Source organism: Prochlorococcus marinus str. MIT 9201 (genome assembly GCF_000759955.1).
In the GTDB taxonomy this organism is placed as follows: domain Bacteria; phylum Cyanobacteriota; class Cyanobacteriia; order PCC-6307; family Cyanobiaceae; genus Prochlorococcus_A; species Prochlorococcus_A marinus_G.
The window spans coordinates 136,149-162,134 of record NZ_JNAL01000007.1 but is presented as its reverse complement, the minus strand read 5'-3'; the positions used below and the strand labels follow the sequence as shown (position 1 = coordinate 162,134).

25 protein-coding genes are annotated in these 25,986 nt (G+C 26.9%); 18 read left to right on the top strand and 7 right to left on the bottom strand.

What is annotated here, in order from left to right; genetic code table 11:
* Window positions 1-19: 19 nt before the first annotated feature.
* The gene (locus tag EU95_RS06305; protein ID WP_032521739.1) at window positions 20-1,456 is read left to right on the top strand and encodes a mannose-1-phosphate guanylyltransferase/mannose-6-phosphate isomerase; all 1,437 of its coding nucleotides are present in this window, start codon (window positions 20-22) and stop codon (window positions 1,454-1,456) included.
* A gap of 15 nt (window positions 1,457-1,471) precedes the next feature.
* Here the strand turns inward: EU95_RS06305 and EU95_RS06310 are convergent, their stop codons facing one another.
* Window positions 1,472-2,503 carry an NAD-dependent epimerase/dehydratase family protein gene (locus EU95_RS06310; protein WP_032521738.1) on the bottom strand — a complete coding sequence of 344 codons (1,032 nt, stop codon included), beginning with the start codon at window positions 2,501-2,503 and terminating at the stop codon, window positions 1,472-1,474.
* Between the two features lie 61 nt (window positions 2,504-2,564).
* Between EU95_RS06310 and galE the strand changes: the two genes are divergently transcribed.
* From galE to EU95_RS09340, 5 genes are all read left to right on the top strand, one after another.
* Window positions 2,565-3,656: a UDP-glucose 4-epimerase GalE gene (gene galE / locus EU95_RS06315; RefSeq protein WP_032521737.1), complete on the top strand. Its 1,092-nt coding sequence runs from the start codon at window positions 2,565-2,567 to the stop codon at window positions 3,654-3,656.
* A gap of 180 nt (window positions 3,657-3,836) precedes the next feature.
* Window positions 3,837-5,201 carry a nucleotide sugar dehydrogenase gene (locus EU95_RS06320; protein WP_080728107.1) on the top strand — a complete coding sequence of 455 codons (1,365 nt, stop codon included), beginning with the start codon at window positions 3,837-3,839 and terminating at the stop codon, window positions 5,199-5,201.
* A 114-nt stretch (window positions 5,202-5,315) separates the two neighbouring features.
* Window positions 5,316-6,443: a GDP-mannose 4,6-dehydratase gene (gmd, locus tag EU95_RS06325; protein ID WP_032521735.1), complete on the top strand. Its 1,128-nt coding sequence runs from the start codon at window positions 5,316-5,318 to the stop codon at window positions 6,441-6,443.
* 37 nt (window positions 6,444-6,480) lie between these two features.
* A complete protein-coding gene (locus EU95_RS06330; protein ID WP_032521734.1) occupies window positions 6,481-7,497 on the top strand; it encodes a GDP-L-fucose synthase family protein in 1,017 nt (338 codons plus the stop codon).
* 414 nt (window positions 7,498-7,911) lie between these two features.
* On the top strand, window positions 7,912-8,883 hold the full coding sequence (locus tag EU95_RS09340) for a sugar transferase (RefSeq protein WP_193742447.1): 972 nt from the start codon (window positions 7,912-7,914) through the stop codon (window positions 8,881-8,883).
* Between the two features lie 24 nt (window positions 8,884-8,907).
* Here EU95_RS09340 and EU95_RS06335 read toward each other — a convergent pair whose 3' ends face one another.
* The gene (locus EU95_RS06335; RefSeq protein ID WP_032521733.1) at window positions 8,908-9,813 is read right to left on the bottom strand and encodes a glycosyltransferase; all 906 of its coding nucleotides are present in this window, start codon (window positions 9,811-9,813) and stop codon (window positions 8,908-8,910) included.
* 103 nt (window positions 9,814-9,916) lie between these two features.
* Here EU95_RS06335 and EU95_RS06340 point away from each other — a divergent pair, with 103 nt between their 5' ends.
* Window positions 9,917-11,068: a glycosyltransferase gene (locus EU95_RS06340; RefSeq protein WP_032521732.1), complete on the top strand. Its 1,152-nt coding sequence runs from the start codon at window positions 9,917-9,919 to the stop codon at window positions 11,066-11,068.
* 76 nt (window positions 11,069-11,144) lie between these two features.
* Here EU95_RS06340 and EU95_RS06345 read toward each other — a convergent pair whose 3' ends face one another.
* Together EU95_RS06345 and EU95_RS09810 are read right to left on the bottom strand one after the other, a co-directional pair.
* The gene (locus tag EU95_RS06345; protein WP_032521731.1) at window positions 11,145-12,245 is read right to left on the bottom strand and encodes a sterol desaturase family protein; all 1,101 of its coding nucleotides are present in this window, start codon (window positions 12,243-12,245) and stop codon (window positions 11,145-11,147) included.
* 524 nt (window positions 12,246-12,769) lie between these two features.
* The gene (locus EU95_RS09810) at window positions 12,770-12,907 is read right to left on the bottom strand and encodes a hypothetical protein (RefSeq protein WP_193742446.1); all 138 of its coding nucleotides are present in this window, start codon (window positions 12,905-12,907) and stop codon (window positions 12,770-12,772) included.
* Between the two features lie 695 nt (window positions 12,908-13,602).
* On the opposite strand from EU95_RS09810, the gene EU95_RS06355 reads away from it, so the two are divergent.
* The 5 genes from EU95_RS06355 to EU95_RS06375 are packed head-to-tail and all read left to right on the top strand — an operon-like array spanning window position 13,603 to window position 18,407.
* On the top strand, window positions 13,603-14,508 hold the full coding sequence (locus tag EU95_RS06355) for a hypothetical protein (RefSeq protein WP_032521729.1): 906 nt from the start codon (window positions 13,603-13,605) through the stop codon (window positions 14,506-14,508).
* On the top strand, window positions 14,505-15,248 hold the full coding sequence (locus EU95_RS06360) for a sulfotransferase domain-containing protein (RefSeq protein ID WP_032521728.1): 744 nt from the start codon (window positions 14,505-14,507) through the stop codon (window positions 15,246-15,248). The genes EU95_RS06355 and EU95_RS06360 overlap by 4 nt, the downstream gene beginning before the upstream one ends.
* A gap of 4 nt (window positions 15,249-15,252) precedes the next feature.
* Complete coding sequence (locus tag EU95_RS06365; RefSeq protein WP_032521726.1) at window positions 15,253-16,287, top strand: hypothetical protein; 1,035 nt, start codon at window positions 15,253-15,255, stop codon at window positions 16,285-16,287.
* On the top strand, window positions 16,284-17,060 hold the full coding sequence (locus EU95_RS06370; RefSeq protein ID WP_032521724.1) for an FkbM family methyltransferase: 777 nt from the start codon (window positions 16,284-16,286) through the stop codon (window positions 17,058-17,060). Before EU95_RS06365 ends, EU95_RS06370 begins: the two co-directional genes overlap by 4 nt.
* 15 nt (window positions 17,061-17,075) lie before the next feature.
* Window positions 17,076-18,407 (top strand): hypothetical protein, encoded by a 1,332-nt coding sequence (locus tag EU95_RS06375; protein ID WP_032521723.1) that lies wholly within the window; start codon window positions 17,076-17,078, stop codon window positions 18,405-18,407.
* Window positions 18,408-18,460: 53 nt separating this feature from the next.
* Here the strand turns inward: EU95_RS06375 and EU95_RS06380 are convergent, their stop codons facing one another.
* The 3 genes from EU95_RS06380 to EU95_RS09580 all read right to left on the bottom strand — a co-directional run bounded on the left by EU95_RS06380 (window position 18,461) and on the right by EU95_RS09580 (window position 20,754).
* A complete protein-coding gene (locus tag EU95_RS06380; protein ID WP_032521722.1) occupies window positions 18,461-19,708 on the bottom strand; it encodes a glycosyltransferase in 1,248 nt (415 codons plus the stop codon).
* A gap of 266 nt (window positions 19,709-19,974) precedes the next feature.
* Window positions 19,975-20,307 carry a hypothetical protein gene (locus EU95_RS06385; RefSeq protein WP_032521720.1) on the bottom strand — a complete coding sequence of 111 codons (333 nt, stop codon included), beginning with the start codon at window positions 20,305-20,307 and terminating at the stop codon, window positions 19,975-19,977.
* Between the two features lie 48 nt (window positions 20,308-20,355).
* Complete coding sequence (locus EU95_RS09580; RefSeq protein ID WP_275040485.1) at window positions 20,356-20,754, bottom strand: capsular polysaccharide synthesis protein; 399 nt, start codon at window positions 20,752-20,754, stop codon at window positions 20,356-20,358.
* Between the two features lie 690 nt (window positions 20,755-21,444).
* Here EU95_RS09580 and EU95_RS06395 point away from each other — a divergent pair.
* From EU95_RS06395 to EU95_RS06415, 6 genes are all read left to right on the top strand, one after another.
* Window positions 21,445-21,702: a hypothetical protein gene (locus tag EU95_RS06395; protein WP_032521718.1), complete on the top strand. Its 258-nt coding sequence runs from the start codon at window positions 21,445-21,447 to the stop codon at window positions 21,700-21,702.
* 6 nt (window positions 21,703-21,708) lie between these two features.
* Complete coding sequence (locus tag EU95_RS09805; RefSeq protein WP_193742445.1) at window positions 21,709-21,876, top strand: hypothetical protein; 168 nt, start codon at window positions 21,709-21,711, stop codon at window positions 21,874-21,876.
* Window positions 21,857-22,198, top strand: coding sequence for a hypothetical protein (locus EU95_RS06400; RefSeq protein WP_032521717.1), 342 nt, complete (start codon window positions 21,857-21,859; stop codon window positions 22,196-22,198). The genes EU95_RS09805 and EU95_RS06400 overlap by 20 nt, the downstream gene beginning before the upstream one ends.
* Before the next feature lie 217 nt (window positions 22,199-22,415).
* Window positions 22,416-23,075 (top strand): DUF4956 domain-containing protein, encoded by a 660-nt coding sequence (locus EU95_RS06405; protein ID WP_032521716.1) that lies wholly within the window; start codon window positions 22,416-22,418, stop codon window positions 23,073-23,075.
* A complete protein-coding gene (locus EU95_RS06410; protein WP_032521715.1) occupies window positions 23,072-25,369 on the top strand; it encodes a hypothetical protein in 2,298 nt (765 codons plus the stop codon). The genes EU95_RS06405 and EU95_RS06410 overlap by 4 nt, the downstream gene beginning before the upstream one ends.
* Entirely contained in the window at window positions 25,366-25,977 is a 612-nt protein-coding gene (locus EU95_RS06415; RefSeq protein ID WP_032521714.1) for a VTC domain-containing protein, read from the top strand. The genes EU95_RS06410 and EU95_RS06415 overlap by 4 nt, the downstream gene beginning before the upstream one ends.
* Window positions 25,978-25,986: the final 9 nt, after the last annotated feature.

The window sequence follows — 25,986 nt, the reverse complement described above, 5'->3', positions numbered from 1 at the left end:
TTTTTTTATATTCACAATCATGGGGAAAAATATTATTCCAATTATTTTATGCGGAGGTTCTGGCTCAAGGTTATGGCCTTTGTCTAGGCAAAGTTTTCCTAAGCAATTTCTGGAATTAAGTGAAAATAAGAAATCATTACTTCAAAACACTGCATTAAGAATAAATGATTTGAAAAATGTAGTTGATCCAATATTAATTTGTAATGAAGAACATAGATTTTTAGCTGCCGAACAGATGAGAGAGATTAATATTAAGCCTTCATCGATTATTTTAGAACCAATTGGAAGAAATACAGGGCCTGCTATTGCTTTAGCAGCTTTAAAAGCACTTGCTAATGAAGACAATCCAATAATGATAGTATTATCTTCTGACCACGCGATAAGAGACGAACAAAAATTCCTAGAAATAGTTGAATTAGGTATTTCATTTGCCTTAGAAGAGAAAATAGTAACTTTTGGTGTTGTTCCTAATAAACCTGAAACTGGTTATGGATACATAAAATCCATAAATCCTTTTGTATTGAATCATATTAAAGGAGAAAATATCGAAAAATTCATAGAAAAACCTGATTTAGCTTCAGCAAAGAAATTTATTAAAGACCGCCGTTTTACATGGAATAGCGGAATTTTTATGTTTCAAGCTCAAACAGTAATTGATGAGATGAATAAATTTTGTCCTGATATTGTAAATCTCTGCACAAAATCGTTAGATAATAGTAGTAATGATTTAGATTTTCAAAGGATAGGTAAAGAATTCTTTAAAAAATGCCCTAATGTTTCATTTGACGTATCAATAATGGAAAAAACTAATAAAGGAATAGTTCTTCCTCTTGATGCACAATGGAGTGATGTAGGTAGTTGGCAATCCGTTTGGGAAACTGCAAATAAAAATAATGAAGGTAATACGATAATAGGAAAAGTTTTACAAGAGGATACTAAAAACTCTTATTTAAGAAGTGAAAAAAGATTATTAGTAAGTATTGGTTTGAGAGATATAATAGCGATTGAAACAAGTGATGCAATCTTAATTTCTGAAAAATCAAAGTCGCAAAAAGTAAAATATATTGTTAATCAACTTAAAGATAAAAATATTATGGAAGGCCAGAAACATAATAGAATTTACAGGCCATGGGGATATTATGAATCTTTAGCAGAGGATTTAAGATGGCAAGTTAAATTAATAAAAGTTAAGCCTGAAGAAAAACTTTCTCTACAAATGCATCACCATAGATCAGAACATTGGATCATAGTAAAAGGAACTGCAAAAGTTGAAATTGAAAAGAATATCGACATTTTAACTGAAAACCAAAGCATATATATACCACTTGGATCAAAACATAGACTTACTAACCCTGGCAAAATTCCACTAATTTTAATAGAAGTTCAAAGTGGCTCTTATGTAGGGGAGGATGATATCGTTAGATTTGAAGATATATATGGTCGTATTAACAAATAAATTCTTAATCAAAAATCAAATATTTTTTTTTTCAAAATAGTAATCCTTGTACCAATCTATAAATATTTCTATTCCTTTAATTAAACTTGTTTGAGGTATAAAGTCTATCCAATCATTTACTTTAGAACAATCAGCATAAGTTGTTTCAACATCTCCTGGCTGCATTTCAGAAAAGTTTTTAATGGCTTTAATGCCAATGATATCTTCTAAAACCTCTATAAATTTCATTATTTGAATTGGTTCTGAATTACCTAAATTAAATATTCTAAATGGAGCGAGTGATGTAGATGGATTTGGTTTACTTCTATCAAATTCATAATCTGGAGTAGCGGGTTTATTTGAACATCTAATTATGCCTTCTATAACATCATCGATATATGTAAAATCTCTTTTCATTTTTCCATAATTAAAGATATTAATTGCTACTTTTTCAAATATTGATTTTGCAAATATCATTGGTGCCATATCAGGCCTACCCCAAGGTCCATAAACTGTAAAAAGTCTTAATCCAGTTATCGGTATTTTAAAAAGATGACTATAACTATGAGCTATAATTTCATTTGATTTTTTTGAAGCGGCATAAAGACTTACTGGATGATCTACATTATGATCTTCATTAAATGGAACAAGGGTATTAGCCCCATAAACAGAACTGCTTGATGCAAATAAAAAATTTTCAATTGAATATTTTCTGCAACATTCCAAAATATTACCAAAACCGATAATATTACTATTTAAATAAATTTCTGGATTATCAATGGAATATCTAACTCCTGCTTGAGCAGCCAAATTAATTATTATTGAAGGCTTATAATTATTAAAAATCTTTTCTAATTTTAATTTATCAATTAAATCAACTTCAAAAAAATTCCAATTTTCAATATCAGAAGATAATTCTTCTAAAAATTTTATACGATTTTTTTTTAATTTAACGTCATAATAATCATTTAAATTATCTATACCAATAACTTTCTTGCCTTCAGAAAGTAATCTTTTACATAAATGAAAACCCACAAAACCTGCTGCACCTGTGATTAAATAGGTCATCTCACCTGGGAATACTAAGTTTATTATATGCTAGTGTTAGAAAATCTATCTTTGATGGAATATGCCAACAGTTTTTATTACGGGCGGTTCAGGTTTTATTGGCAGTCATACATGTTTAAGTCTTTTAGAGAATGGTTATGATGTAATAGCAATAGACTCTCAGATAAATAGTAATAAGTTTACTTTAGAAAAAGTTTTTGAAGTTCATAAATCATCAAAAAATCCAACTAAAAAATTGTTCTTTGTCGAAGGTGATATCAGAGATGAAAAACTGTTAGATGAAATATTCAAAAAAGCTATTTTGAGAAAAAAACCAATCGAAGCAGTCTTACATTTTGCAGGTTTAAAATCCGTAGGAGAATCAATTAAAAATCCTATTAAATATTGGGACATAAATGTTGGCGGCTCAATAAGTCTATTTAAATGCATGCAAAATAATAATTGTAATACGATTGTATTTAGTAGTAGTGCCACTATTTATGGAGTAAATCAAAAAAGTACATCTTTAAAAGAGAACTCCTCAATTCATCCCATAAATCCATATGGAGAAAATAAGGTTACCATTGAAAAGATATTAAAAAACATCTTTGATAGCTCTATAAAAAAATGGAAAATTGCAAATTTAAGATATTTTAATCCTATCGGCGCTCATTCAAGTGGACTTATTGGAGAAGAGCCCGAAGGAATACCAAACAATATATTTCCCTTTATATGTCAGGTTGCATCAGGTAAGATAGATAAATTAGAAATATTCGGAAATGATTGGCCTACAGAAGATGGAACATGCATAAGGGACTATATACATATTATGGATTTGGCTGATGCTCATAAATCAGCATTGAACTATTTATTAACAAAAGACTCCCAATTTATCAATTTGAATATTGGGACAGGAATTGGAACATCTGTTCTGGAACTTGTAGAAACATTTATAGATATTAATGGTTGTGATTTTAATTATATTTTTGGGGAAAGAAGATCAGGAGACAGTCCAAATGTAATAGCAAATAATGACCTCGCCACAAATCTTTTAGATTGGAAACCCAAAAAAAATTTAAAAGATATGTGTAGGGATGGATGGTTATACCAATCAAATCTTAATAAAGAATTTGTTCTAAATAGTGCCTCATCAAATCTCCAGAAACTTTTTTAAATTTTAAAAATTAAAAAATCTAATTTCACAATTAATCTCCAATTAATAAAAACGATGAAGATATTACAAAGTAAGTGATTAGCAAATTTTTAATTTATTTATAATTATAAAATACAAAAAATTATATAAAAAGTGCAAAAGATTTGCTGTATTGGAGCTGGATATGTAGGTGGACCTACAATGGCGGTAATTGCAGATAAATGTCCCGATATCACAATAACAGTTGTTGATATAAATAAAGAAAGAATAGATGCATGGAACGAAGAAAATTTAGAAAAATTACCTATATTTGAGCCTGGTTTGAGCGAAAAAATCAAAAAATGTAGAGGTCAAAATCTTTTTTTCTCATCAGAAATTGAAAAGAATATTCAATGTGCAGATATGATTTTTATTTCTGTAAATACTCCCACAAAAAAGAAGGGATTAGGGGCAGGTCAAGCAAGTGATCTTAAATGGGTGGAAGCTTGTGCAAGGCAAGTTGCCGAATTTGCAACTGGATATACGATAGTCGTTGAGAAAAGCACACTTCCTGTAAAAACAGCTGAGGTTATAAAAAATATTCTCGCAGCTTCGCAAACAAATTTAGAAAAAACTAATAAATCATTTGATGTTTTATCTAATCCAGAGTTTCTTGCCGAGGGGACAGCAATTAAAGATCTTGAAGACCCTGATAGAGTACTCATTGGCGGAGAGAATCAAAATGCGATAGATATCCTTAGTAATATCTACAATAATTGGGTGCCTAGAAAAAAAATACTTCATACAAATATTTGGAGCAGCGAGTTAGCTAAACTCACTGCTAATGCTTTTCTTGCACAAAGGATTAGCTCAATAAACTCCATAAGCGCACTTTGCGAGGCAACAGGGGCAAGTGTTAGTGAAGTATCAAGAGCTATAGGCAGTGATAAGAGAATAGGTTCAAAATTCCTCGATTCTGGTCCAGGCTTTGGAGGTAGTTGCTTTAAAAAAGATATCCTTAATCTTGTTTATCTATCTAATTATTTTGGATTACCAGAAGTAGCCGAATTTTGGGAGCAGGTTACTATTTTGAATAACTGGCATCAACATAGAATCTCGAAATTAATAGTTAAAAAACTTTTTGGTACTATTACTGAAAAAAAAATATGCATTCTAGGATTTTCTTTTAAAGCAAACACTAATGATACTAGGGAGTCTTCAGCTATAGTAATTTGCAAGGATTTGTTAGAAGAAGGCGCCAGATTAAGTATTCATGATCCAAAAGTTAGTGAAAAACAGATTAGCTCAGATTTAGGAGTTGAACCAATTGCAAAAGAAAATTATCCTGCCAATAAAGAAAACAATTATGGAGGTTGGGAATTTCATAGTGATATATTAACTGCAGCAAAAGGTTCTGATGCAGTAGTAGTTCTTACCGAATGGGAAGAATATTCCACTATTCAGTGGGATCTCATAGCAAAATCGATGAGAAAGCCTTCATGGGTTTTTGATTCTAGATCGATTGTTGTTAAAGAAAAAGTCCTTAAAGCAGGTTTAAATTTATGGAGACTGGGTGATGGTAATTAAACAACAAAATATAACTTTATTTTTTTTTATTGTAAAAATAAAATAATAAAAATTTAAAGGAAATTTATATTTTGATCTCCCTCACTTAATATACTTAGATAGAAGACATTTCTAATGAATTTAGATAATAGAAAATATTCATCTCGAGTAGCATTAATAACTGGCATAACTGGTCAAGATGGTAGTTATTTATCTGAATTTTTATTAAATAAAGGTTATAAAGTTCATGGCATCAAAAGAAGATCTAGCAGCTTTAATACAGAGAGAATTAATCACTTATATCAAGACCCTCATATTGATAATCAAAACTTTATTCTTCATTATGGAGATTTAACAGATAGCACAAATTTAATAAGAATAATTCAACAAATCCAACCCGATGAAATATATAATTTGGGTGCACAAAGTCATGTCTCTGTTAGTTTCGAGAGTCCTGAATACACTGCTAATAGTGATGCTTTAGGAACTTTAAGAATATTAGAGGCGATAAGAATATTGGGACTAAAAGATAAAACAAAAATTTATCAAGCGAGTACGAGTGAATTATTTGGGAAAGTCAGAGAAATTCCCCAAAATGAGAATACACCCTTTTATCCAAGAAGTCCTTATGGAGTTGCGAAGCTCTATGCATACTGGATAACTATTAACTACAGAGAAGCTTATGGACTTTTTGCGTGTAATGGTATTTTATTTAATCATGAATCACCCCGCAGAGGTGAGACTTTCGTCACAAAAAAAATAACAAGAGGGTTAACGAGAATAAATAATGGATTAGAAAAATGTATTTATCTTGGTAATATTGATTCAAAAAGAGATTGGGGCCATGCAAAGGACTATGTAGAGATGCAATGGCTTATGTTACAACAAAAAGAACCAGAGGACTTTGTTATCTCTTCTGGTAGAACTATGACTGTTAGAAATTTTATCGAGCTATGTGCCAAAGAAATTGGATGGTCTAAATCCCATGATGGGCCTTCAATAATTTGGGAAGGTAAAGGTAAAAATGAAATAGGTAAAAGAGCAGATAATGGAGAGATAGTTGTGAGGATTGATCCAAGATATTTCAGGCCAACTGAAGTTGACATATTATTAGGTAATAGTGATAAGGCAAAAAATAAGCTTGGTTGGCAACCTAAAATATCAATTGAAGAATTAATTTCAGAAATGATTAAGCATGACGATAATGAAGCAAAAAAAGAAAGCCTTCTTTCCAAGAATGGATACAACCATAATGATTTTTGAATAAATTGCATACAAAAATGATTTATAAAAAAATATTGTGAAAAAAGGTATCCAAGAAAGAGACAGAATATTAATAACAGGTGCGAATGGAATGGTCGGTAGTGCAATTAGTAGACTTTTTGAGAATAATAAATTTAAAGATAATTATCCAAAAGTAACAATCTTAAAACCTTCTAGAAAAGAATTGGATCTTAGTGATGCAAATATGGTTTTAAATTGGTTTGCCAATAATAAGCCTGACATTGTAGTAAATGCCGCAGCAAAAGTTGGAGGTATACTTGCTAATTCAGAAAGTCCAAGTGACTTTTTATTGGATAATTTAAAAATTCAAAATAATTTAATAGAAACATCATATAAATTAGGAGTAAGAAGATTCTTATTTTTAGGTAGTAGTTGTATATATCCGAAATTTTCCAAACAACCTATCAAAGAGGAGTATCTTTTAAGTAATTCTCTAGAAGAAACTAATCAATGGTATGCATTAGCAAAAATTGCCGGAATAAAGCTTTGTGATGCATTTCGATATCAATATGGATTTGATGCTATTTCATTAATGCCTACAAATCTATATGGACAAAATGATAATTACAACCCTAATAATAGCCATGTTTTACCAGCTTTAATTAGTAAATTTTATTATGCAAAAACTAATTCTATAAAGGAAGTTACATGCTGGGGAACAGGTAAGCCTCTAAGAGAATTTCTTTATGTAGATGATTTGGCAAAAGCAGTTATTTTTGCCCTCGATAATTGGTTTCCTGAAGAAAATGATGCCCCTAAAGACTCTAAAGGTAATAAATTAACATGGCTTAATGTTGGGACCAAAGACGAAATCAAAATAAAAAATTTAGCAGAAATAATTGCAAAAAAATTAGACTACAAAGGAAGAATTATTTGGGATATTAATAAGCCAGATGGGACTCCAAGAAAAAAATTAGATAGTACAAAGTTTTTAAATTTAGGATGGAGTCCAAAATATGATCTAGAAAAAGGAATAGAAAGAACTATTTCATGTTTTAAAGAGGAATTAAAAAATAAATCTTTGAGAACTTAAGATGGGATCAATAAAATAATTAATGATTAATTCTTAAAGTAAACTTATAAATTTTATTTTATGTTAATACCTTGGTTGAAAGTAAGAAAACATACTTTATATGCCGCATTTATGGATGTGATAATTTCTTATATAGTTTATTTAAAATTTCTAAATCCAACTCAAACTTATATAAAGGGAATTTTTTTAATATCAACCTTTTTATGGATTCTAATTAGTTATGTATGTGGCCGTTATTCTTTATTTCCATATATCAAATGGCAAAATTTTTTTTCAGGAATAGTTATAGGGAATATAGTATCCACTTTACTGACATTTGCTTCAAGCTTTTCTATTCAATATTTTTTATCTTTAATTTTTGGAAATTTTATTTATGTTAATCTTTTAAATTATTTTTTATTAAAATTAATTTTCTTGAGCATTATCTCGCAATTTATATTCAAGTTCTTTTTCAAAATCGCATTTAAAAAAAATCGGCATATTTTCGTAATAGGTGATATTGAATTAATAAAATCTAAATTTTTACCTTTTGAAAAAGAGAAATTAATTAACTTTAATCTTATTAAACACGACAATAATTCAATAAGTAATAATCTAGGAGTTAGTGAAATTATTATTGCAAAAGATACTCTTGATAATAATGAAATAGATTTTTGCAATAATAATTCTTTAGATGGTGTTTTAATCTACAGTGTTATCCAATGGGTTGAGAAATATCTAAATAGAACCCCAACAGAACTATTAACAGTTTTAGATTTTTACCAATTTAACTATATTTCTCTTTACAAGACTGTTCAATTGAGACTTAAGAGAATGAGTGATATTGTTTTTAGCCTGATCCTTATTTTTATTACTTTCCCAATATGTTTAATTGTTATGCTGCTAATTAAATTAGAGGATAAAGGACCAATTTTCTACTCACAGAAAAGGAACGGCTTCAAATGCAAACCGTTTAAAGTTCTTAAATTCAGAAGTATGAAATTGGATGCAGAAGTGAATGGTCCACAATGGTCTAAGAAAAAAGATGACAGAGTAACCAAAATCGGAAAGATAATAAGAATCTCAAGGCTAGATGAAATTCCACAATTATTAAGTGTTATTAAAGGGGATATGAGTTTGATAGGACCAAGGCCAGAGAGGCCTGAAATAGATTTAATGCTTAAGGAACATATCAGTTTATATTACCAGAGATATAGTATTAGGCCTGGTCTTAGTGGATGGGCCCAAGTAAATTATCCATATGGCGCCTCAGTAGAAGATGCAAGGAACAAATTAAGTTATGATATTTTCTACATAAAAAATTTCTCCTTCTTATTTGATATCATAATTTTTTTTAAAACAATTAAACTTGTTTTCAATATTAAAGGTTCAGAACCAATTAGTTAACTATAATTCTTTATGAATATAACTCTAATTTTTTTTTAATTTTAATCTCGTTATCCTTACTATATATTTATTTGAAATATATATTTTAGAAACTAATAAAACAAAATATTCAAGTAATCTGTATTTAATTAATTTATAGTAATGCCTTTTATTTGAAAGTAAGACTTCAATCAAAAATTTCGATAAAAGTTTTACAAAAACTAATATTTTTAGGGAATATTTATATTTTTTTAGTTGCTTAAAATGTTTAAATAAAAGATTTTTATTATTAATATTAGAACTTACTCCATCTAAGAAAAAATTTGTGGATATTATAGGAATATAAAGAGATCCTAATTTATGCTCTATTAAAATTTTTTTTAAAAAATAATCTGCTTCAAGGTTTTCTATATCATAATTATGATTTTTTAAGAAGTCATATCTTATAAAACACGCCTGATGACAAATATAAAAATGCATAAAAAATAGCCAATTCTTTAAAAATTTTATTTTAATTTTCTTTGGGTCTGGTACTAGATAACTTACATTAGAAATATCACTTATAAATTTAGCTGAGCACCAAACAAGGGGATATTTTAGATTATTAGTTTTATTTATTGATTCAAAAACTTGTCTTAATACGTTTTTATTATTTAAAGTATCGCCAGAATTCAAATAACAAATATATTCTCCCTTCACATAGGGTTTTAAAGAATTCATTGCATCGTAAATACCTTTATCCTTTTTATTAAGCAATTTTCCAATATTTAAAGAAAATTTAGAATTTAAATCATCTATATTTAAAGGATCACCACCATTACCAATCAGGACTTCAAAGGCTTTAAAATTTTGTTTATCAAGAGATTTGAGGGTATTAAATAGTTCTCTATTGTTGTTAAATGTGACGCATATAAAAGAAAAAAATACTTTTTTGGAAATATTTTTCTTCATTGAAATTATTTATCTATTTAATTATAATAAAGTTAAAATTTAATTCTAAAATAATTAATAAGAATACCTCTCTTATTATAATTAAGAGACAAAAGAATTATGAATGAATAATTTATATATAATTTCTACGCGTTTTCCCTACCCAATAAGAAAAGGTGATCAAGTAGTATTAGATGCAAAAATTAAATTTTTATCTAATAAATTTAAATTATATGTAATAACTCCTTATCCAAAAATTAGTATTAAAAATATCAATGAAAATGGTAATTTAAAGTTTATTTTTTATAAAAAAGATATACTTGATAAGTTTTTGGGTTTATTTAATTGCATCATAAAAAAATATCCATTTCATTTCTCTTTATTTTATTCTCGTCACGCAAATAACATTGTAAAAACCATTTTAAAAAAAAATAAAAAAAGATTTTTCAATCTTCATCTTGCTAGATCAGCTATTATTTGTTTTGATTGTTTGCCAATTAATTTAAGTATCGATTTTGTTGATTCGTTAAAATTGGCTTTAAAAAACAGATCTAAAATATCATTTTTAACCGAAATTTTTCTTCAATTAGAAATAAATTTATCCAAAAAAATTGAGAAGTATTTGGTTGACAAATCCTACTATTCAACAGCAGTATCAGAAAGAGATGCTTCAGAAATAGATCCAAAAGTGAATGTGGTGCCTAATGGAGTTAATAAATTAAAACTGAAAAGTTTCAGAAATTCAAAAATCATAAGGATAGTTGTAAGTGGTAATTTCTCTTATCCACCTAACAAAGAATGTTTTCACAACTTAATTAGATATGTAGAAAATTGTAGTCATAAAAAACAATTGATAATCATTGCTGTAGGCAAGAATAGTAATCTTTTAAAAATAAAAAAATATCAGCAAAGTTTTATAAAACTGATTGGTGAAGTTGATTCTTTATCTGAAGAGATTGCTAAATGCGATATTTCTGCTGCAATAACTAATCTTGGAACAGGTATTCAGAATAAATGTTTAGAAGCGATTTCAGTTGGTCTTGTAGTATTTGCGAGCAAAAAAGTTATTGAAGGTTTAATTCAACCTGTACCTGAAGGTATTATTTTGATAAATAATCAAAAGGAATTTGACATCGCAATAGAGAAAATGGGGGATTTAAAAAAAAGGGAACAAATAGGAATTAAAAATTACAACTATTGTAATCAATATTATTCCTGGGAAGATAAATTCGATACTTTTTTAAAAAGAACTAGAAATCTTGAAAAAACTCTTTAGAAATACTTCTTAATCCCAAGAAAAATAAAAAATATAAAAATAATTAATTAAAGCTTGAATATCTGATGAATAAGATTTAAGCAATTTTTAGTCTTTTTAATATTTTTATTATTGGAAGAAATGTATAACTGTAAATAGGGTGGTGTTTATTATATTCTGTATTTTCTATTCCAAATCCTTCAATATCCTCGATATTTGATTCGTCTAGGTAAGTATTAAATAATCTGTCCCAAAAAGAAAAAACATTCCCAAAATTACAGTCATAGTGATTTTCATTTGTAGAGTGATGTAACCAATGAATTGATGGGCTCATGAATACATATGAGACGATTTTAGGATATATTATTTTTATAGAACTATGTGCTAAGTTTTGTTGGAATGCAAAAAAGGCATTGTAAATAACATAAATTACAAATGGTAATACGTAAGACTGACTTAGAGTCTTTAATAGGAATAATGATGATAATGCACTAAGTGGTAAAAATATAATGGAGTTGATAGCTGCTAAAATTTGAGAAATTCTATAGTTACTCAAAATAGTCATTTCTGTCGCCGAATGATGAAACTCATGTAAATCCCATAGTAAAGGTATTCTGTGAGCTATTCGATGAGAAAAATAACTAACTAAATCGGAAATAAGGATACCAGAAATAACTATTAAAACAGCCTGAAATTCACTATTAGTTGGAGGCAGTACTTTATTATATATATCGGAAATCAATTCACTGAACGTTGAACTAATATTGGATATACCTAATGTTGTAAAAGTAGTAATAAATAAGAACTGGCTAGATATTGTTTTTATTAGAAAATACCAAATATCTGCAAACTTAAAACCCTCTGAAGTACTAATTCTCCCTAAACTTGAGTTAGGAAAGCCCCCTATTTTTCTGTTTAATTCAATTGCAGTAAAAAGGAAGAGTGGTGTAATAAGTATAAAGAATTTAAAAAAGGGGAATATTATCTTAGTGAACGAATCTTCTCCTTGTATAAAAGATTTTAAAAATTCGTAAGAACCAAATTCTCTAAAGAAATCACTTTTGGACCCTAAACTTAAAAGAGCAGCCAAACCAAGGAATGATATTAATAAAAACCAAAACAAAAGAGAAGAAAATTTGAAATTTTCCTTAAAACCATCTTGCTTTTGATAAATTAAACCTGAAATCTGGGTTTTCATTTTATTAACCTAACTTTTAGGTATTGGTTTAAATTAGAGGATAAATTAGTTTAATGATATCAACAAGGAAAGTTTTTAGTTGGCAAAAAATTTATTTTTCATACATTTATTCGAAAAAAAGAATAATTATTTAATTTTTTATTGTTTGAAATTAGTTTTTGTGATAGTAATTTAGTAATATTTTGATTTTAAGTGCTTGTAAATAATATTTTTTATGGGAAGAATTTGTTTTTTGCTCAAGTAATATCTAAGCAAATTTTTAATACATTTTCATTTTTAGCGATTTTAAAATTTATGCCGGAAAATGAGTTTACTCAATTTATCTCTTTACTTAGTTTAGTAACTATTATTTCACTAATCGCTGGAGCAGGAGTAGATACAAGATTTGTTTATTTGCAAGCAAAACATAAAGTTTGGAAGAAATACATACTCGACTATATTTGTATAAGATCATTTTTAGCAATTATAATTTCATTCTTCATTGCTACACCGTTATTAATAATTCAAAACTCTCTTCTTTTACGTCAAGCATGCTTTTTATCTTTAGTTTTTTGTTTATCATCGATAAGTAGCACTCTAGAATTATATTTATTAACTTCAAAAAAATATAAATTATTATTTAACTCATCCTTTTTCGCTCTAATAATATCTTTTTCAGCCAAATTAACCTTTTTAAATAAGTTATCTCCCTATGACTTTACTTATACATTTGCGTTAGAAAATTTAATTTTTTTTATATTAATTTTCTCATTTATAAAGGCTAATAAACTTATTCATTATTCTAAATGGGGTTATCTTTTAAGATTTTTTACAAGAAAATCTTTTGCCATTTTATTAGGTGAATTTGGAATAGTTTTCTTCCAAAGAAGTATGATTCTTTCGGTAGCTAATTTTCACTCTGAGGGGATAATAAAGATAGTAAGTGCATCGCAAAAGGCTATTGAACCTTGTTTGCTTGCATCTGGAACTTATTTAAAAACTAATTTATCAAATAAATTTTTTAAAGAAAGCTTCACTAAAAAAATTTCTTTAGCACTACTTTTTAGCTCTTTGATATATAGTTTAATTTTTATTTTTATAAGTACTATTTTTCTAGATTTAAATAAATCATATTTCATAATTTACTTATATGGTTTATTTAATCTTTTGTTTTTATTACTAATACAATCTCAAAGATTTAAGACAAATTATTTACAAAATCAAAGTAAGTTTTTTTTATATATTTTCCTAAGCTTCTTTACTTATATTTTTTCATTGTTAATTTATTTTCTAACAAAGAATTTAATTTTTTTATATTTATTATTGCCTCTTATTACTTTAGGTACTATTCTATTCCTAAGTAAGAAGAGAAAGCGATATGGAAAACATGGCGAAAATAAAATGTTTGGAAAAGATAAAATTCACTAATGACAAAAAAAAATATATTAGTGAATCTTTAAATCAAAAATTAATTAAACAAGCTCTTTTGATATCATTTCAATTCTGGTCAGAAAAACTTAAAAATAATTTAAAATTTCCCAAAAATCTATACCCAAAATATTATAAAGCCTATAAGTCTGCTACTGAATGCGATATTTTTCAAAAAGGTGGGATTGACATTAAGGATCATATAAATATTTTTGTATTACTTTCAATCATTAAACCTGGCTTATATTGCGAATCTGGAGTATTTAAAGGATCATCTATTCATAGTGCTTTGCATGCTTTAGAACCCAAAATTGTTTATGGTATTGATCCTAAGCCTAAATTAAATAAAAGAATTAAAAGTCTTCTATTTAATGAAGTCGAAACAAAATTAGATTTCAATGAGTTTGAGTTTGATACAAACACCAAAAAAAAAGTTGTATTTTTTGATGATCATATAAATTCCATGCAGAGAATAATAGATGCTAAAGAAAAGGGCTTCAAATATATAATTTTTGATGATTCAACTGGTTTTGAGGGAATAGGGCAAAGAAGATACCCTGCCCTACCAACTGTCGGTATGCTTAAATATAATAAATTATTCAATGAAAATGATTTTTTTTCTTGGAGTTTACCAATAAATAAAATGAGCTGGAAAAGCAGAGCTAAAAGTCCTAAATCACTTCTAAAAAAATATATTAAAGTAACAGCAAGAATTGATAAAAGATGCAAAGATGAAATGAATCAGGCAGAAAAATATATTAAAAAAATCATAAATTTCCCAGATTTATCAGAACTTCTTTTTGCAAGCGAACCTGGAATGATAAATAATACTCAAAAGTACATAATTTTATTATGAAACTAGATATTTTAAGATCTTTTTTTTTTAAAGCTTTTTCTATTGACGAATCATATTTTTCAGTATTTAAGCCTAAAAATCCTCTATTTATAGTTTCTTACCCAAGAAGCGGCAACACTCTTTTAAGAATTGCATTAGCTGAATCTCTTAAAAGACAAGAACTTAAGATAGAAAATATTGACAAATATTCAATAGATCTTTTTCAAACAAATTTTCTAAGTTTGCTAAAACAAAATAAGTTACAAATGCAACTAGTTAAATGGCATGGATTTCCTATGCCACTCCATGAAGGTGCTAAATTAATTTACATTCACAGAGACCCAAAAAATGTCTGCAAATCATACTATTCATACCTAAGATATAGACATAAAAAAATTAATAAATCATCTAAGGATTTTATTGAAAATTTTCTAGGAAAAAATAAGGATATTTTTGGATCATGGGAAAACCATTTCTTATTATGGAAAGATTTTATAAAATCTGAGAAAGGACTAATTATTGATTTTGATGATTTAATTCATAATAAAGAATTAGTTTTTGATGAGATTAAAAAATATTGTAAATCTGATTACTTTAATAAAGAATGGTTTTTAAAATCTATAAATAAAAAGAGAAGTTTCAAAAATAAAGGTGGTGTTGATTTTTTCAAATCCAAAGCAGGACATGAAGATTTCAATAAAGCTATAGAAGAATATGAAGATAAGTTCATTGCCTTAAATCACTTAAGAAATTGCACTTAGATTTATGGAAAGTATTGAAAAAATAAATAATTTTACAAAAGAATATATACAAAGTTTTAATTTTTCAAAAATATATAAAAAAAATAAATATATAAATGGAGATTCATTTTTAGATAAATTTTTATTTTCAACTTTAACTGGTTCAAACTTCAAATTAGAGGAAGAAAAGGTTGACTTGATTTTTACTGAAAACCAATGGAGATTTCTAGGAGATTCTAATAAAATAAAAAATTCTGGTTTCATCGCTTTTATGATATTTGATATCGTAAATAATCTAAGCTTTAATTTTTTAAAACATCGTGAAAAAGAATTCTTAAAAAATAAATCTGAGGAATTATTTGATTCTCTTTATATAAACGGTAAAACTGCTCATGATTCAAATAAAAAAAATTCTAAGAATATTAATAATGTTTTAAATATATTGGCAATGCGTTTGTACTTAAAAAGCTCAAAAATAAAATTTGATAAGTCTGATTTAGTTCAATTTTATTCATCTCAAATGAAAGAAGGATGGTTTCCTTATATAAATCCAGGAAGATTTGTTAGACATTTATCAAAATATAGTCCTCATAAATTAACGAAAATCATCCTTAGGGATAGTAATCCAAGATTTTTTGATATAAGTCATCACTGCTATATTTTGCTATGCCTTATTAAAGTTTATTCCAGAAATAATGATAAAAAATTAAAAAAATGTCTTAATAAAGGTTTAGATATATTGAACGAGTGTATAATTAATAATAATCTTTTATTTAAAGAAACAAACACTAAAATTCATAGGTTCTGTAATTTTGGAGATACTACTTTATATTATATTTTCTTAAGATTGACCAAATTAGCAATACTTAAAGGCCTAAATTATAACAATGATTCTATTGAAAAAGTAATAATTAAGATAAAAAAAATAACTAATATTAATGAGTCTTCAATCATGCCAATTGAAAAAGAGTCCCCCTCCTTTGGATATGTGCTACCTGCTTTGTGGATGGATGAAAAATATAAATTAATTCATTTAAAAATTCTTCTTGATGAAAAGTGAAAAATAAATTAACTAGTTATTTATCAAATATAAAATTCACATTTAATGTGGTTATTTCCTATTTTCTGAGAAAATCTATAGTTTTATCAAAATACAATATTAAACTTAAAGCAAATTGGATTGACAAAACTTTTAAATTTTATGTATTTGCAAATTATGGTTATCTGTTTGCAAATTATATAATTAAATCTAATAATGTAAAAACCTTCATTGATATTGGATCTAATCAAGGTTTATATTCTATCCTGGCAGCAAAAAACAAAAATATTAAAAAAATTTATGCAATTGAACCTAACATAAATACTTATAAATATTTAAAGGAAAATATCTTATTGAATAATTCTGGAGAAAAAATCGAAGCTATCAACAAAGCAATTTCTCAAGACTTTAAGGAAGTCGAATTAATATTCAATAAAACACATTCTGGCAAAGCCATGATAAACCCAAATACTGGAAAAGAATTTAATACCAAAAATAAAAATAACGAATATCTAAAAATCGAATCAGTTCAAAAGGAATTTTTTAATAATTTAAATAACTATAGTTCTATCTTTTTCAAAATTGATGTTGAGGGCTATGAAGAGAAAGTAATCGATATCATTTTTGCAAATTTAGAAAATTCTTGTATTTCAGGATTTTTTATAGAATTTTCTGTTTATAGAAAAGAGACTTCAAGTATAATAAAAAAATTATTGAACAAAAATTTTTTAATTAAGAACATTACTAATAGTTATGATGGTCAATTTGATTTATTATTTGAAAAAAAAAGTTAAAAAGTAATTTTAATAATGCATATTTTTAATGGTATATTGATAATTTTTCTTGGTACTTATTTATTACTATCTTTTTCAAGAAGCTTCATTTCAATTTATTCTTTACTCATTATCAAATTAATACTGCCTGTTGGAATTTATTTTATCTACTCAGGTAATTATTTTGAAAATAATTTATTAGCTTCATTTTGGATATTATTTTTATTTGGATCAATATTTGGATTCAAGTTAGGATTAAGATCCAAACTTATAAAAAATTTAGTCCAAAAAACTAGTGCAATAAAAAAATTTAGAATTACAAGAAATCATCTATCGAAGCTTTTAAATTTTGCTTTTTATTCAAACTTATTACACTTACTTATTACTATAATATTGAGTTTCCTTCAAACTGATAATGATGCTTTTCAAGGCACTAATATATCAGTTTTAACAAAATCAAATCCTTTAATTTATTTAATTTCAATATCATTAAGATGGTCTTCAATTATTTCAATTTTCTCATCAAAGTATATTTCTAATAGAAGTAATTTTAAAACTAATAATCTTATATTTAAAATTTTACTTCTATTTGTTTTTACTGAATATATTACTTCTTTTCAATTTGTTAGCGATACTTCTTTAACTTCATACGCAAATAAATTATTCCAGCCTTTATTATTTATTCTCTATTACAAATTTTTTGATGCAAATCATATTGGTCTTTTAAAAAAAATTTTTAGCTTAAGGTTAAGTAAAAAACTTATTGGAATTATTGTTCTTATTTTCGTTTTTTTAGCAGCAATAATAACCTTCTCGAGTATTTTCTTGGGAGATCCTATTGGATATTGGGCTTTTAAATTTGCTAGCAGAGTAGATGGTTACTTATTCTTAAATTCTGAAATGTTAGATAAACTTTCTCGAAACTATAACAACATTTTTGCATATATCGCCCATCCTTTTTTAAAGCTGATTGGTCTTTATGGATATAAAGCACCTATGGGGACTTTTTTACTTTCATCAATATTGGATACTGACATCGCTAAAACTATTGGTGGGCCAAATATTCATCTTCCAATTCTCATTGGTATAACTTATCTTAATATGTCTATGTCATTTTTAATAATACCTTTTATGCTAATTTTGTTTTCAGGAATATTTGGCTTAGCATTATCATATTCTTATAAAATCCTTTGGGATAAAAATAATATTTTTTCAATAAGTCAAAGTTTTATAAGTCTTTTTATATATTTCTCGACGATGCGATTCATAACAGAACCCTCTGTTTTTAGTCATTCATTAATGGCTTTTATTTGCTGTTTTGTAATATATAAATTTATTTCAAAAGTCTCCTTTAGAAGTGTTATGTAAATCAAGTAAAAAATTTCCTTTTTAATTATCAATAATAATGATTATTTATATTCTTAGATATTTTTATAAAGATGAATATATTCTTCAATTGGTTTATAAAATTCATAAATATCATGCACATTTTTCTGACAGTAATCAGAAATTAATGAGTATTCTTTTTGACTTAAATTTAAAAACCAATTTATACCATCTGCTAATGATTGAGGTTTATTTATATCAGCAATAAAGCCAGTTTTTTTATGCTTTAATAACTGAGCGGGACCGGAGTTATTAAAAATAATGCAGGGAGTTCCGCAAGATAAAGATTCGATTATCGTTTTACCAAATGCTTCTAAAATAGAGGGAGCCATGAAAAAACTTGCTCCTGAGTAAATTTTACTTAGCTCTTCATTTGAATCAATTTCTCCCAAGTATGTTACAGAATATTCTTTCAAAAGAGATCTAGATTTTGGACTAATATTTCCAAAAATAGCAATTTCGTAGGAACTCCTGTCAGTAAATTTTAAAGAATAAAAAAACTCATCAAAGCCTTTATATCTCAAGTCAATATTTGAAGCACCTATCAAAAGAATTTTTTTTCTTTTTTCAATTTTATACTTATCATATAAATAATTTCTATTCCTTGGATAAAAACTTTCGAAATCTATAGTGTTGATAATTGTTTGCGTTTTAAATCCATTTAAAATTTCTGAATTTCTTGCCTCTTCAGAAAGCCATTTTGATATCCCAATAATTTTTGGATTAGATTTCTTTATAAAATATCTTTTTAATCTTGAAATAGAACGCATAAAAAATGGAACTCTAGATTGGTCTGGAAATTTATTAAAATAACTATTTTTTATTAATTTGTAATCATAATAATATCCAGCTGAGAATGGCCACATATCTCTTATAGTCCATATAATTGGTTTTTTAATTTTTGCTATTTGAGGGAATGAAATTAGTCCATTAATCCAATGAAGATGAATTATATCTGCTTTTTTGTACCAGGGATGCCAAAAAATTCCAAAACCTATTAAATTCAGATCAAAATTATAAAAATCTTTTTTAACTAATAAAATTGAAAATAATTTATTTAAGGCACGCAAAATTAAATATTTAAATTTTTTCAAAGGTGAGTTTAAAACTATATCTACTTTATAAAAAAAATCAGGTTTTCCATTTAATAAAAGAACACGAGAATCAATTCCTTTTTCAAGAAGTTGTAAATGTAAGAAATATGCACCTTTAGCAGCACCTGAATTTAAGTTTCCAGATAATATGTGCAATATTAATTTTTTTCTTTTAATTTTTTCTGGCAACTTAATTTTTTAGTTAGCAAAAATTCTAATCGCGCCAAGCGGGCTCGAACCGCTGACCCCACTGCATGCCATGCAGATCACCAATCAAGCTATAACAAGGTTTTGCAACTGTTTTCACTGATTAGCTTGCAGACTGGCTCGCAGAGCTACCATTATAACAATTCATGAAATAATTAATCTTTTAGGTATTTAATAAAGAAACTATATATAAATTTTTAGTACGCAAACTTCAAATTAGAATTTAAAACTTTTAGGGCAGAATAATACTAAATAATTTTTTTTATGAGCTTAATAAATAGCCTTAAAAAGTAATTCTTTTTTATTGGAGAAGAAACCGATATAGGTTTAACAAAAGCATGTTTAAAAATATAATTTCTTTTAGAAATTGAAATTGCAAAGAATGCATTAGAATTCTTGTATTTTTTTGAATCCAATTTTGGGAATATATTTCTGAAATTACTTGGTAATTTCAAAACATAAGGAGTTTTATTATTAAGAATTTCTTTAATTAATTTTGTATCATTTTCAATTCCAAAATTATAATTTGCAAGTGTATGTGATGAACCAATTTCTTCGCAATAAAGGAATGGAGTTTTCAACCATTGATTTTTAAACTTCGTTTTTTTCTCAACTAAATTTTTAAATAATCAATCCATCCAGAAATAATCTTTTGCTTTATAATTTTTCATCCAAAAAGAATCACAAGCCTTTTTCCACTCTGAAATTAAATATCCATTTTTCTCAGAAATAATAAACCAACTTGCAGGACCTAAATCAGACTTCAAATAACTACCATGCCCATGATACATCCACATTCCTGTTTTACTCACAGCATCAAAAAACCAATGACTTAATGGCTGCATACAAAGCAAAGTGGAATCAGCCCAAATTCCACCATGATTTTTTAAAAGGCTAAGTCTTATAATATCGGATTTCGCTTGTGGAGTAATTATCTTATGTTTATCATAAATATAATCAATATCCTTTACGTAATTAATTAAATTATTTTGATCAATAAGAATAACACTCCAATCTGGATTATTAATAATCCAAGATTATAATACCTCTCTTTGCAACCAAGGGGCTTTATCCCATCCTTGAAGCCATAGTAAAAATATATTTTTTTCAAAAATCATCTATAAAATAGCTATAGATATGATTATCTACAGCTATTGTAATGGCTCGCAGAGTAGCTCGCAGAAAGTGCATATTAATACTTATTTAGACACTAAAACATGATGTATCCTTATCTATTATTGGTCAGACTAATCATTATAACTAGCGAAAACCTTGATGGAGCCAAGCGGACTCGAACCGCTGACACCCTGCATGCCATGAAGGGCTAAAAACAGGTGAGTCCCATTACTATAACACGCGTTAGAGATTATAACTAAATGTAAATTACGAAAATTAGTGCGAGAACTTGATAGGATATAAGACACATTGCAGTAACTGATATATAGCCCATTTTATTACTTTAAATAGTGCTTCAATTAGGGAAATTAGCTGCGCCTCTATTTCCCCCTTGAGTATCACAAATACTCCTACATATTATATTAATTAATGCTATAAATATAAGTAAATGTATTCTCTAAAGTATAGATAAATACATTATCTAATCCATTGCACCTACTGTTATATCCGAAGAAGAAAAACCACTATCTCCGCTTGAAGCAAAGATTTCCCAAGCCTATAGAGTTAATGAAGCTGTAGAAGATGAGCAGCGAGAAATTGAAGTGAGACTCAATAAAATAGAGGGATTGAAACCATTACTTCCAAATCGTAAATATGGGCAAAAATGGGAAGATTTGGAATATGGAATAAGTGCAAGAAGTTTAATTGAAAAAAGTGATACTCCTTTAGCTATTGATCTAAAAATTAACTCTGGATATTGGGAAAAGATAGAAAAAGCTGAAAAATCACGTTTGAAATATTTTCATGAAATAGACAGAAATATAGAGAAATTAACCAAAAAAAGATTTTCAAACTTTTAATAAAAAATGATTTCAAAAGATCTTTTATTTTTATCTGAAAAACTTACAGAATTTAAGGCTTCTCAAATAACTATTTCTATCTTTGCAATTATTGTTTATCTCACTTTTAAAGACATGCAAATATCTTGTTTAGATTTTGAATTAACGAAAGATTATGGCAAATCGAGCAACTAAACAAGAAACTGAATTAAGAGTCGCACATGCTGCTGAATTAGTTGCTGAAGGACAAGCTTATTCATCTATTACTTCCCTTGTTGCCACGAAATATGGAATATCAAGAAGAAGAGCAAGGCAGATCACTTCTAATGCTTATCTTTTGCTGAAAGATGATATTGAGGAAGGTGACTTAAATCGTCCAGAAATGACGGCAAAATTAATCTGTACTTTAGAGACTGCAATGCATAGAGCAATGCAAGAAAAACAATATTCTGCAGTTGCAAGTAATGCAAAAGTTCTTATGAAATTAATCGGTCTAGAAGCAAAAATAAAAAGTTAGAGCGGGTGCTTGGGGAGTAATAGAAGTAAGATTTGAATATTTTCGGACAGATTTTCGTCAAAGTCGGCATAAGCAATTCAAAAAATATTCTCATTGTTTTCGAGGGAATTTATATTAAAAATTTATTTTAAAAAAGTAAAATTCTTATATTTATAGTTATTTAATGACATTTATTGGTAAATTACATGAATAAGTAAATCCTTTGAATTAAAAGTCTATGCTCGATGAATTTATTAATTTAATCTTCTCTGGTGTTTCACTTGAATTTATTTTAAGGTGCTTTATATCAATTTTCATCGGGGGCTTTATAAGCTTATCTCTGATATTATCTGGGCAAAACTGGGCAAAAAGCTTCTCTAACGTAACAACATTTTGTATTTTGCCAATTATCGGTCTGGTAATTACAACTGTAATATCTAAAAACATAGCTTTGTCACTAGGGATGGTAGGTGCGTTATCGATTATTAGATTTAGGCATCCTGTAAAAAGTCCACTTGAACTTTCAATTTATTTCTTGTTATTGACTGTGGGTATTACAATATCAACAAGTATTGGGAAAGCAATTGTCTTATCAATATTATGTATGACCATAGTTTATTCTTATTCATTTTATAAGAAAAGGCAATTTTCAACAAAGCAGGGTTATTTAGATCTCTCTTTTTCCAGAGAGGAACCTCAATTTATATTGGAAATAACTTGTTCAGGAAAAAATGCATATTTATCGGAGAACACATATCTTTTATTCAGTAATGAGGACTTTGCAAAAAATAAATTTACATATAAACTTTCATTTTTTAATAAAAATGAACTAAATAATACTAAAGATTATCTTAGTAGAATTCAGGACATAGAAGATATTAAATATTATATTTCATGAAAAAGGCTTATTTAATATTTCTTTTATCAGGTTGTTTTAGTGTACTCCTCTTATCTTTTTTTAACCATAGAAACAAGTTATCAGTATTAAAAGAAAATATTAATAATTTAGATCAATTGATAGATGATTCAATAAGGCCTCATTGCTCTTTTGAATTTAATGGTATTTCAAATAATTCAATTAATTATTTTAAAAAATTAGTAATTACTATTCCAGAATCTAGAAGGTGGTCTATAAATCTGTTAAAAGCTTTTAATGAAGATTCAAAGATAATTAAAGAAAAATATAAAAAAAGATTCGCTGCAAATATTGCTTTTAAGAAATCAAATGGAAAAACATGCCAATTACCTGCCAAAGTTAGGATTTCAGGAGATTGGAAAGATCACATTCAAAGCAAAAAAGGAGATGTTATTTCATCATTAGATGTCACTTTAACTGAAGGAAATATTAATGGAATAACAAAATTTAAACTATTTATCCCTTCTACAAGGAATAGATCATCTGAAGTTATTGTGAGTTTGTTAATGAAAGAAATGGGATATTTATCTCCAAGGACCAAAATGACCAAAGTGAGTCTAAATGATAAAACTTTTGAAATGATTTTTCAGGAAAAGGCTGTTAAGGAAATGCTTGAAAATAATAAGTTAAGAGAATCAGCTATTATTGAAGCTGATGAATCTTTAATGTGGGAAATAAGATCCGGTAATGGCCCCTCAAGCAACGGTAATATATTCCCTCGAATAGTAAATAAAGAATGGATTAAAAGAAATTCTATAAACCAAAGAATTGGATTAGAAGGTTCCAATATTTTTTCTAAAGCTATATTAGAAAGTTGGAATCATGCTGGCAACGACAAAGAAATCACTTTTAGCGATTTACTTTTATCGAATGGAGATATTAAAAGCAAAAGAATACTCTCAAGATATAAAGCCCATCTTATTTCTTCTGGAACAACCCATGCTCTTTACAACCACAATAGGAGATTTTATTATGATCCAATTAGTAAGTCCTTATTACCTATTTATTACGATGGGGACTCTAAAGTAAAAAATTTAGAAAAAGAATTTAATTTCACTAAAGATTTTAAAGATAGATTTCTTACAAGAGATATAGAAACTGAGGACTTTAATCGAGCAATTAATGAAATTAAGCAAATTAATCTAACTTCTTTCTCTTTAAAGCTAAAAATTAATGGAGTTAAATTAAAAGATTCGGAATTAAAAAACATAAAAGAACAATTAATTCGTAATTTAATTTATCTAAGAGATTCAAATAAAATAAACTTAAAAACTAAATTTAAAGATAACCCTTTAATTAGGAAATTTCATAATAATGAAAACTATGGTTTAGCTTTATATTCACAGAAAGATAGCAATTTTTACTTATGCAGTATAGAAGAAAAAATATGCAATAAAAAAAATCTTAATTCTTTTGAATTAAACAAATTATTAGTGGGTGACTATTTAAAAGATAATTTAAAATATTATTTTATAGGGGATAAATTTGACCCCATTAAAAAACGTTATTATGACAATGTTCCGAATAACTTAAATTTAATAAATCCCATAAAAAATATTTATATTAAGAAATTTGGTAATCCAAAATTAACCATTGATAAGAAGAAAAAATTAATCTCAATAATTTTTAAAAATTTTGATGAAAAAATCTTGTTTACTAATAGTAAATTAGATGGTTGGTATATTAAAGTTTTTGCTAATGCAGATAATACTTTTAAACCTAGTAAAAGTAGAATAGATAATAATTTGTTGACTAGTCTCATAACAATAAAAGATTCAAACGTGAAAAATTTGAAAATTCATATTGATGGTGGCCAACATGAAGATAGCTTAAACATAATGAATAGCTTCGGATCTATAGATGAACTAGTTATTAAAAATAGTTTTCAAGATGCAATTGATTTTGATTTTTCTGATCTTAAAGTAAATATGATTAATGTTCAAAACTCAGGAAATGATTGTATTGATACCTCAGCAGGAAAATATTTTATAAAAAATATAAATCTAGATGGCTGCAAAGATAAAGGGGTTTCTGTAGGAGAAGAATCTTATTTAAGAGTATTAAATGCAGAAATTAAAAACAGCAATATTGCATTGGTTTCAAAAGATTTTTCTAAACTAATTGTTAATAATGCTTATTTAGAGAATAATTCGATATGTGCTGCTGCTTACAATAAGAAAAAGGAATTTGGGCCTTCATATATTGCAATTCCAACAAAATCATGCCCTAAAGGCAAATTAGCAATACAAAACAAATCGATTTTAGAAAAAAAATGATACCCCGCATAGAGCAAAAATTAGAATTAAACAAACATAATTATTTAGATTTACTGAAATGGATAACCCATAATGGCGGGAAGGTTCTTTATCCTGAAAGAACAATATGTTCTAGATATTTTGACAATAATAATATGCAAATGTATTTCGATACTGTTGAAGGTCTTATCCCAAGGAAAAAAATAAGAATAAGAACATACGGTTCAGATGACTTTATTTCTTCAAATAGTCAATATTCTTTAGAAATTAAGCTTTCAAATGAGCATTGTAGATTCAAGGAAACAAACTCAAATATAAATTTAGGATCCTTGTTAAAAAATGGCTATTTTGATAACTTATATGGAATTTGCAAACAACTTATAGATGTTTCTTACGTACGAGAATATTTTCTTGTTAAAAACATAAGAGTAACTATTGATAAAGAAATAAAATACAGATTAATTAATTTAAATAATAATTTTAAAAAATCATTCTTTGAAGATCAAAGCTATGTTTTGGAAATCAAAGCAGATATAGATACTAATCTTTCGTACTTATTAAATAATTTTGATTTTCCTAGATCTAGATTTTCAAAATATGAAAGAGCCTTAGATTCTCTTCTTAAATAAGATTTACAT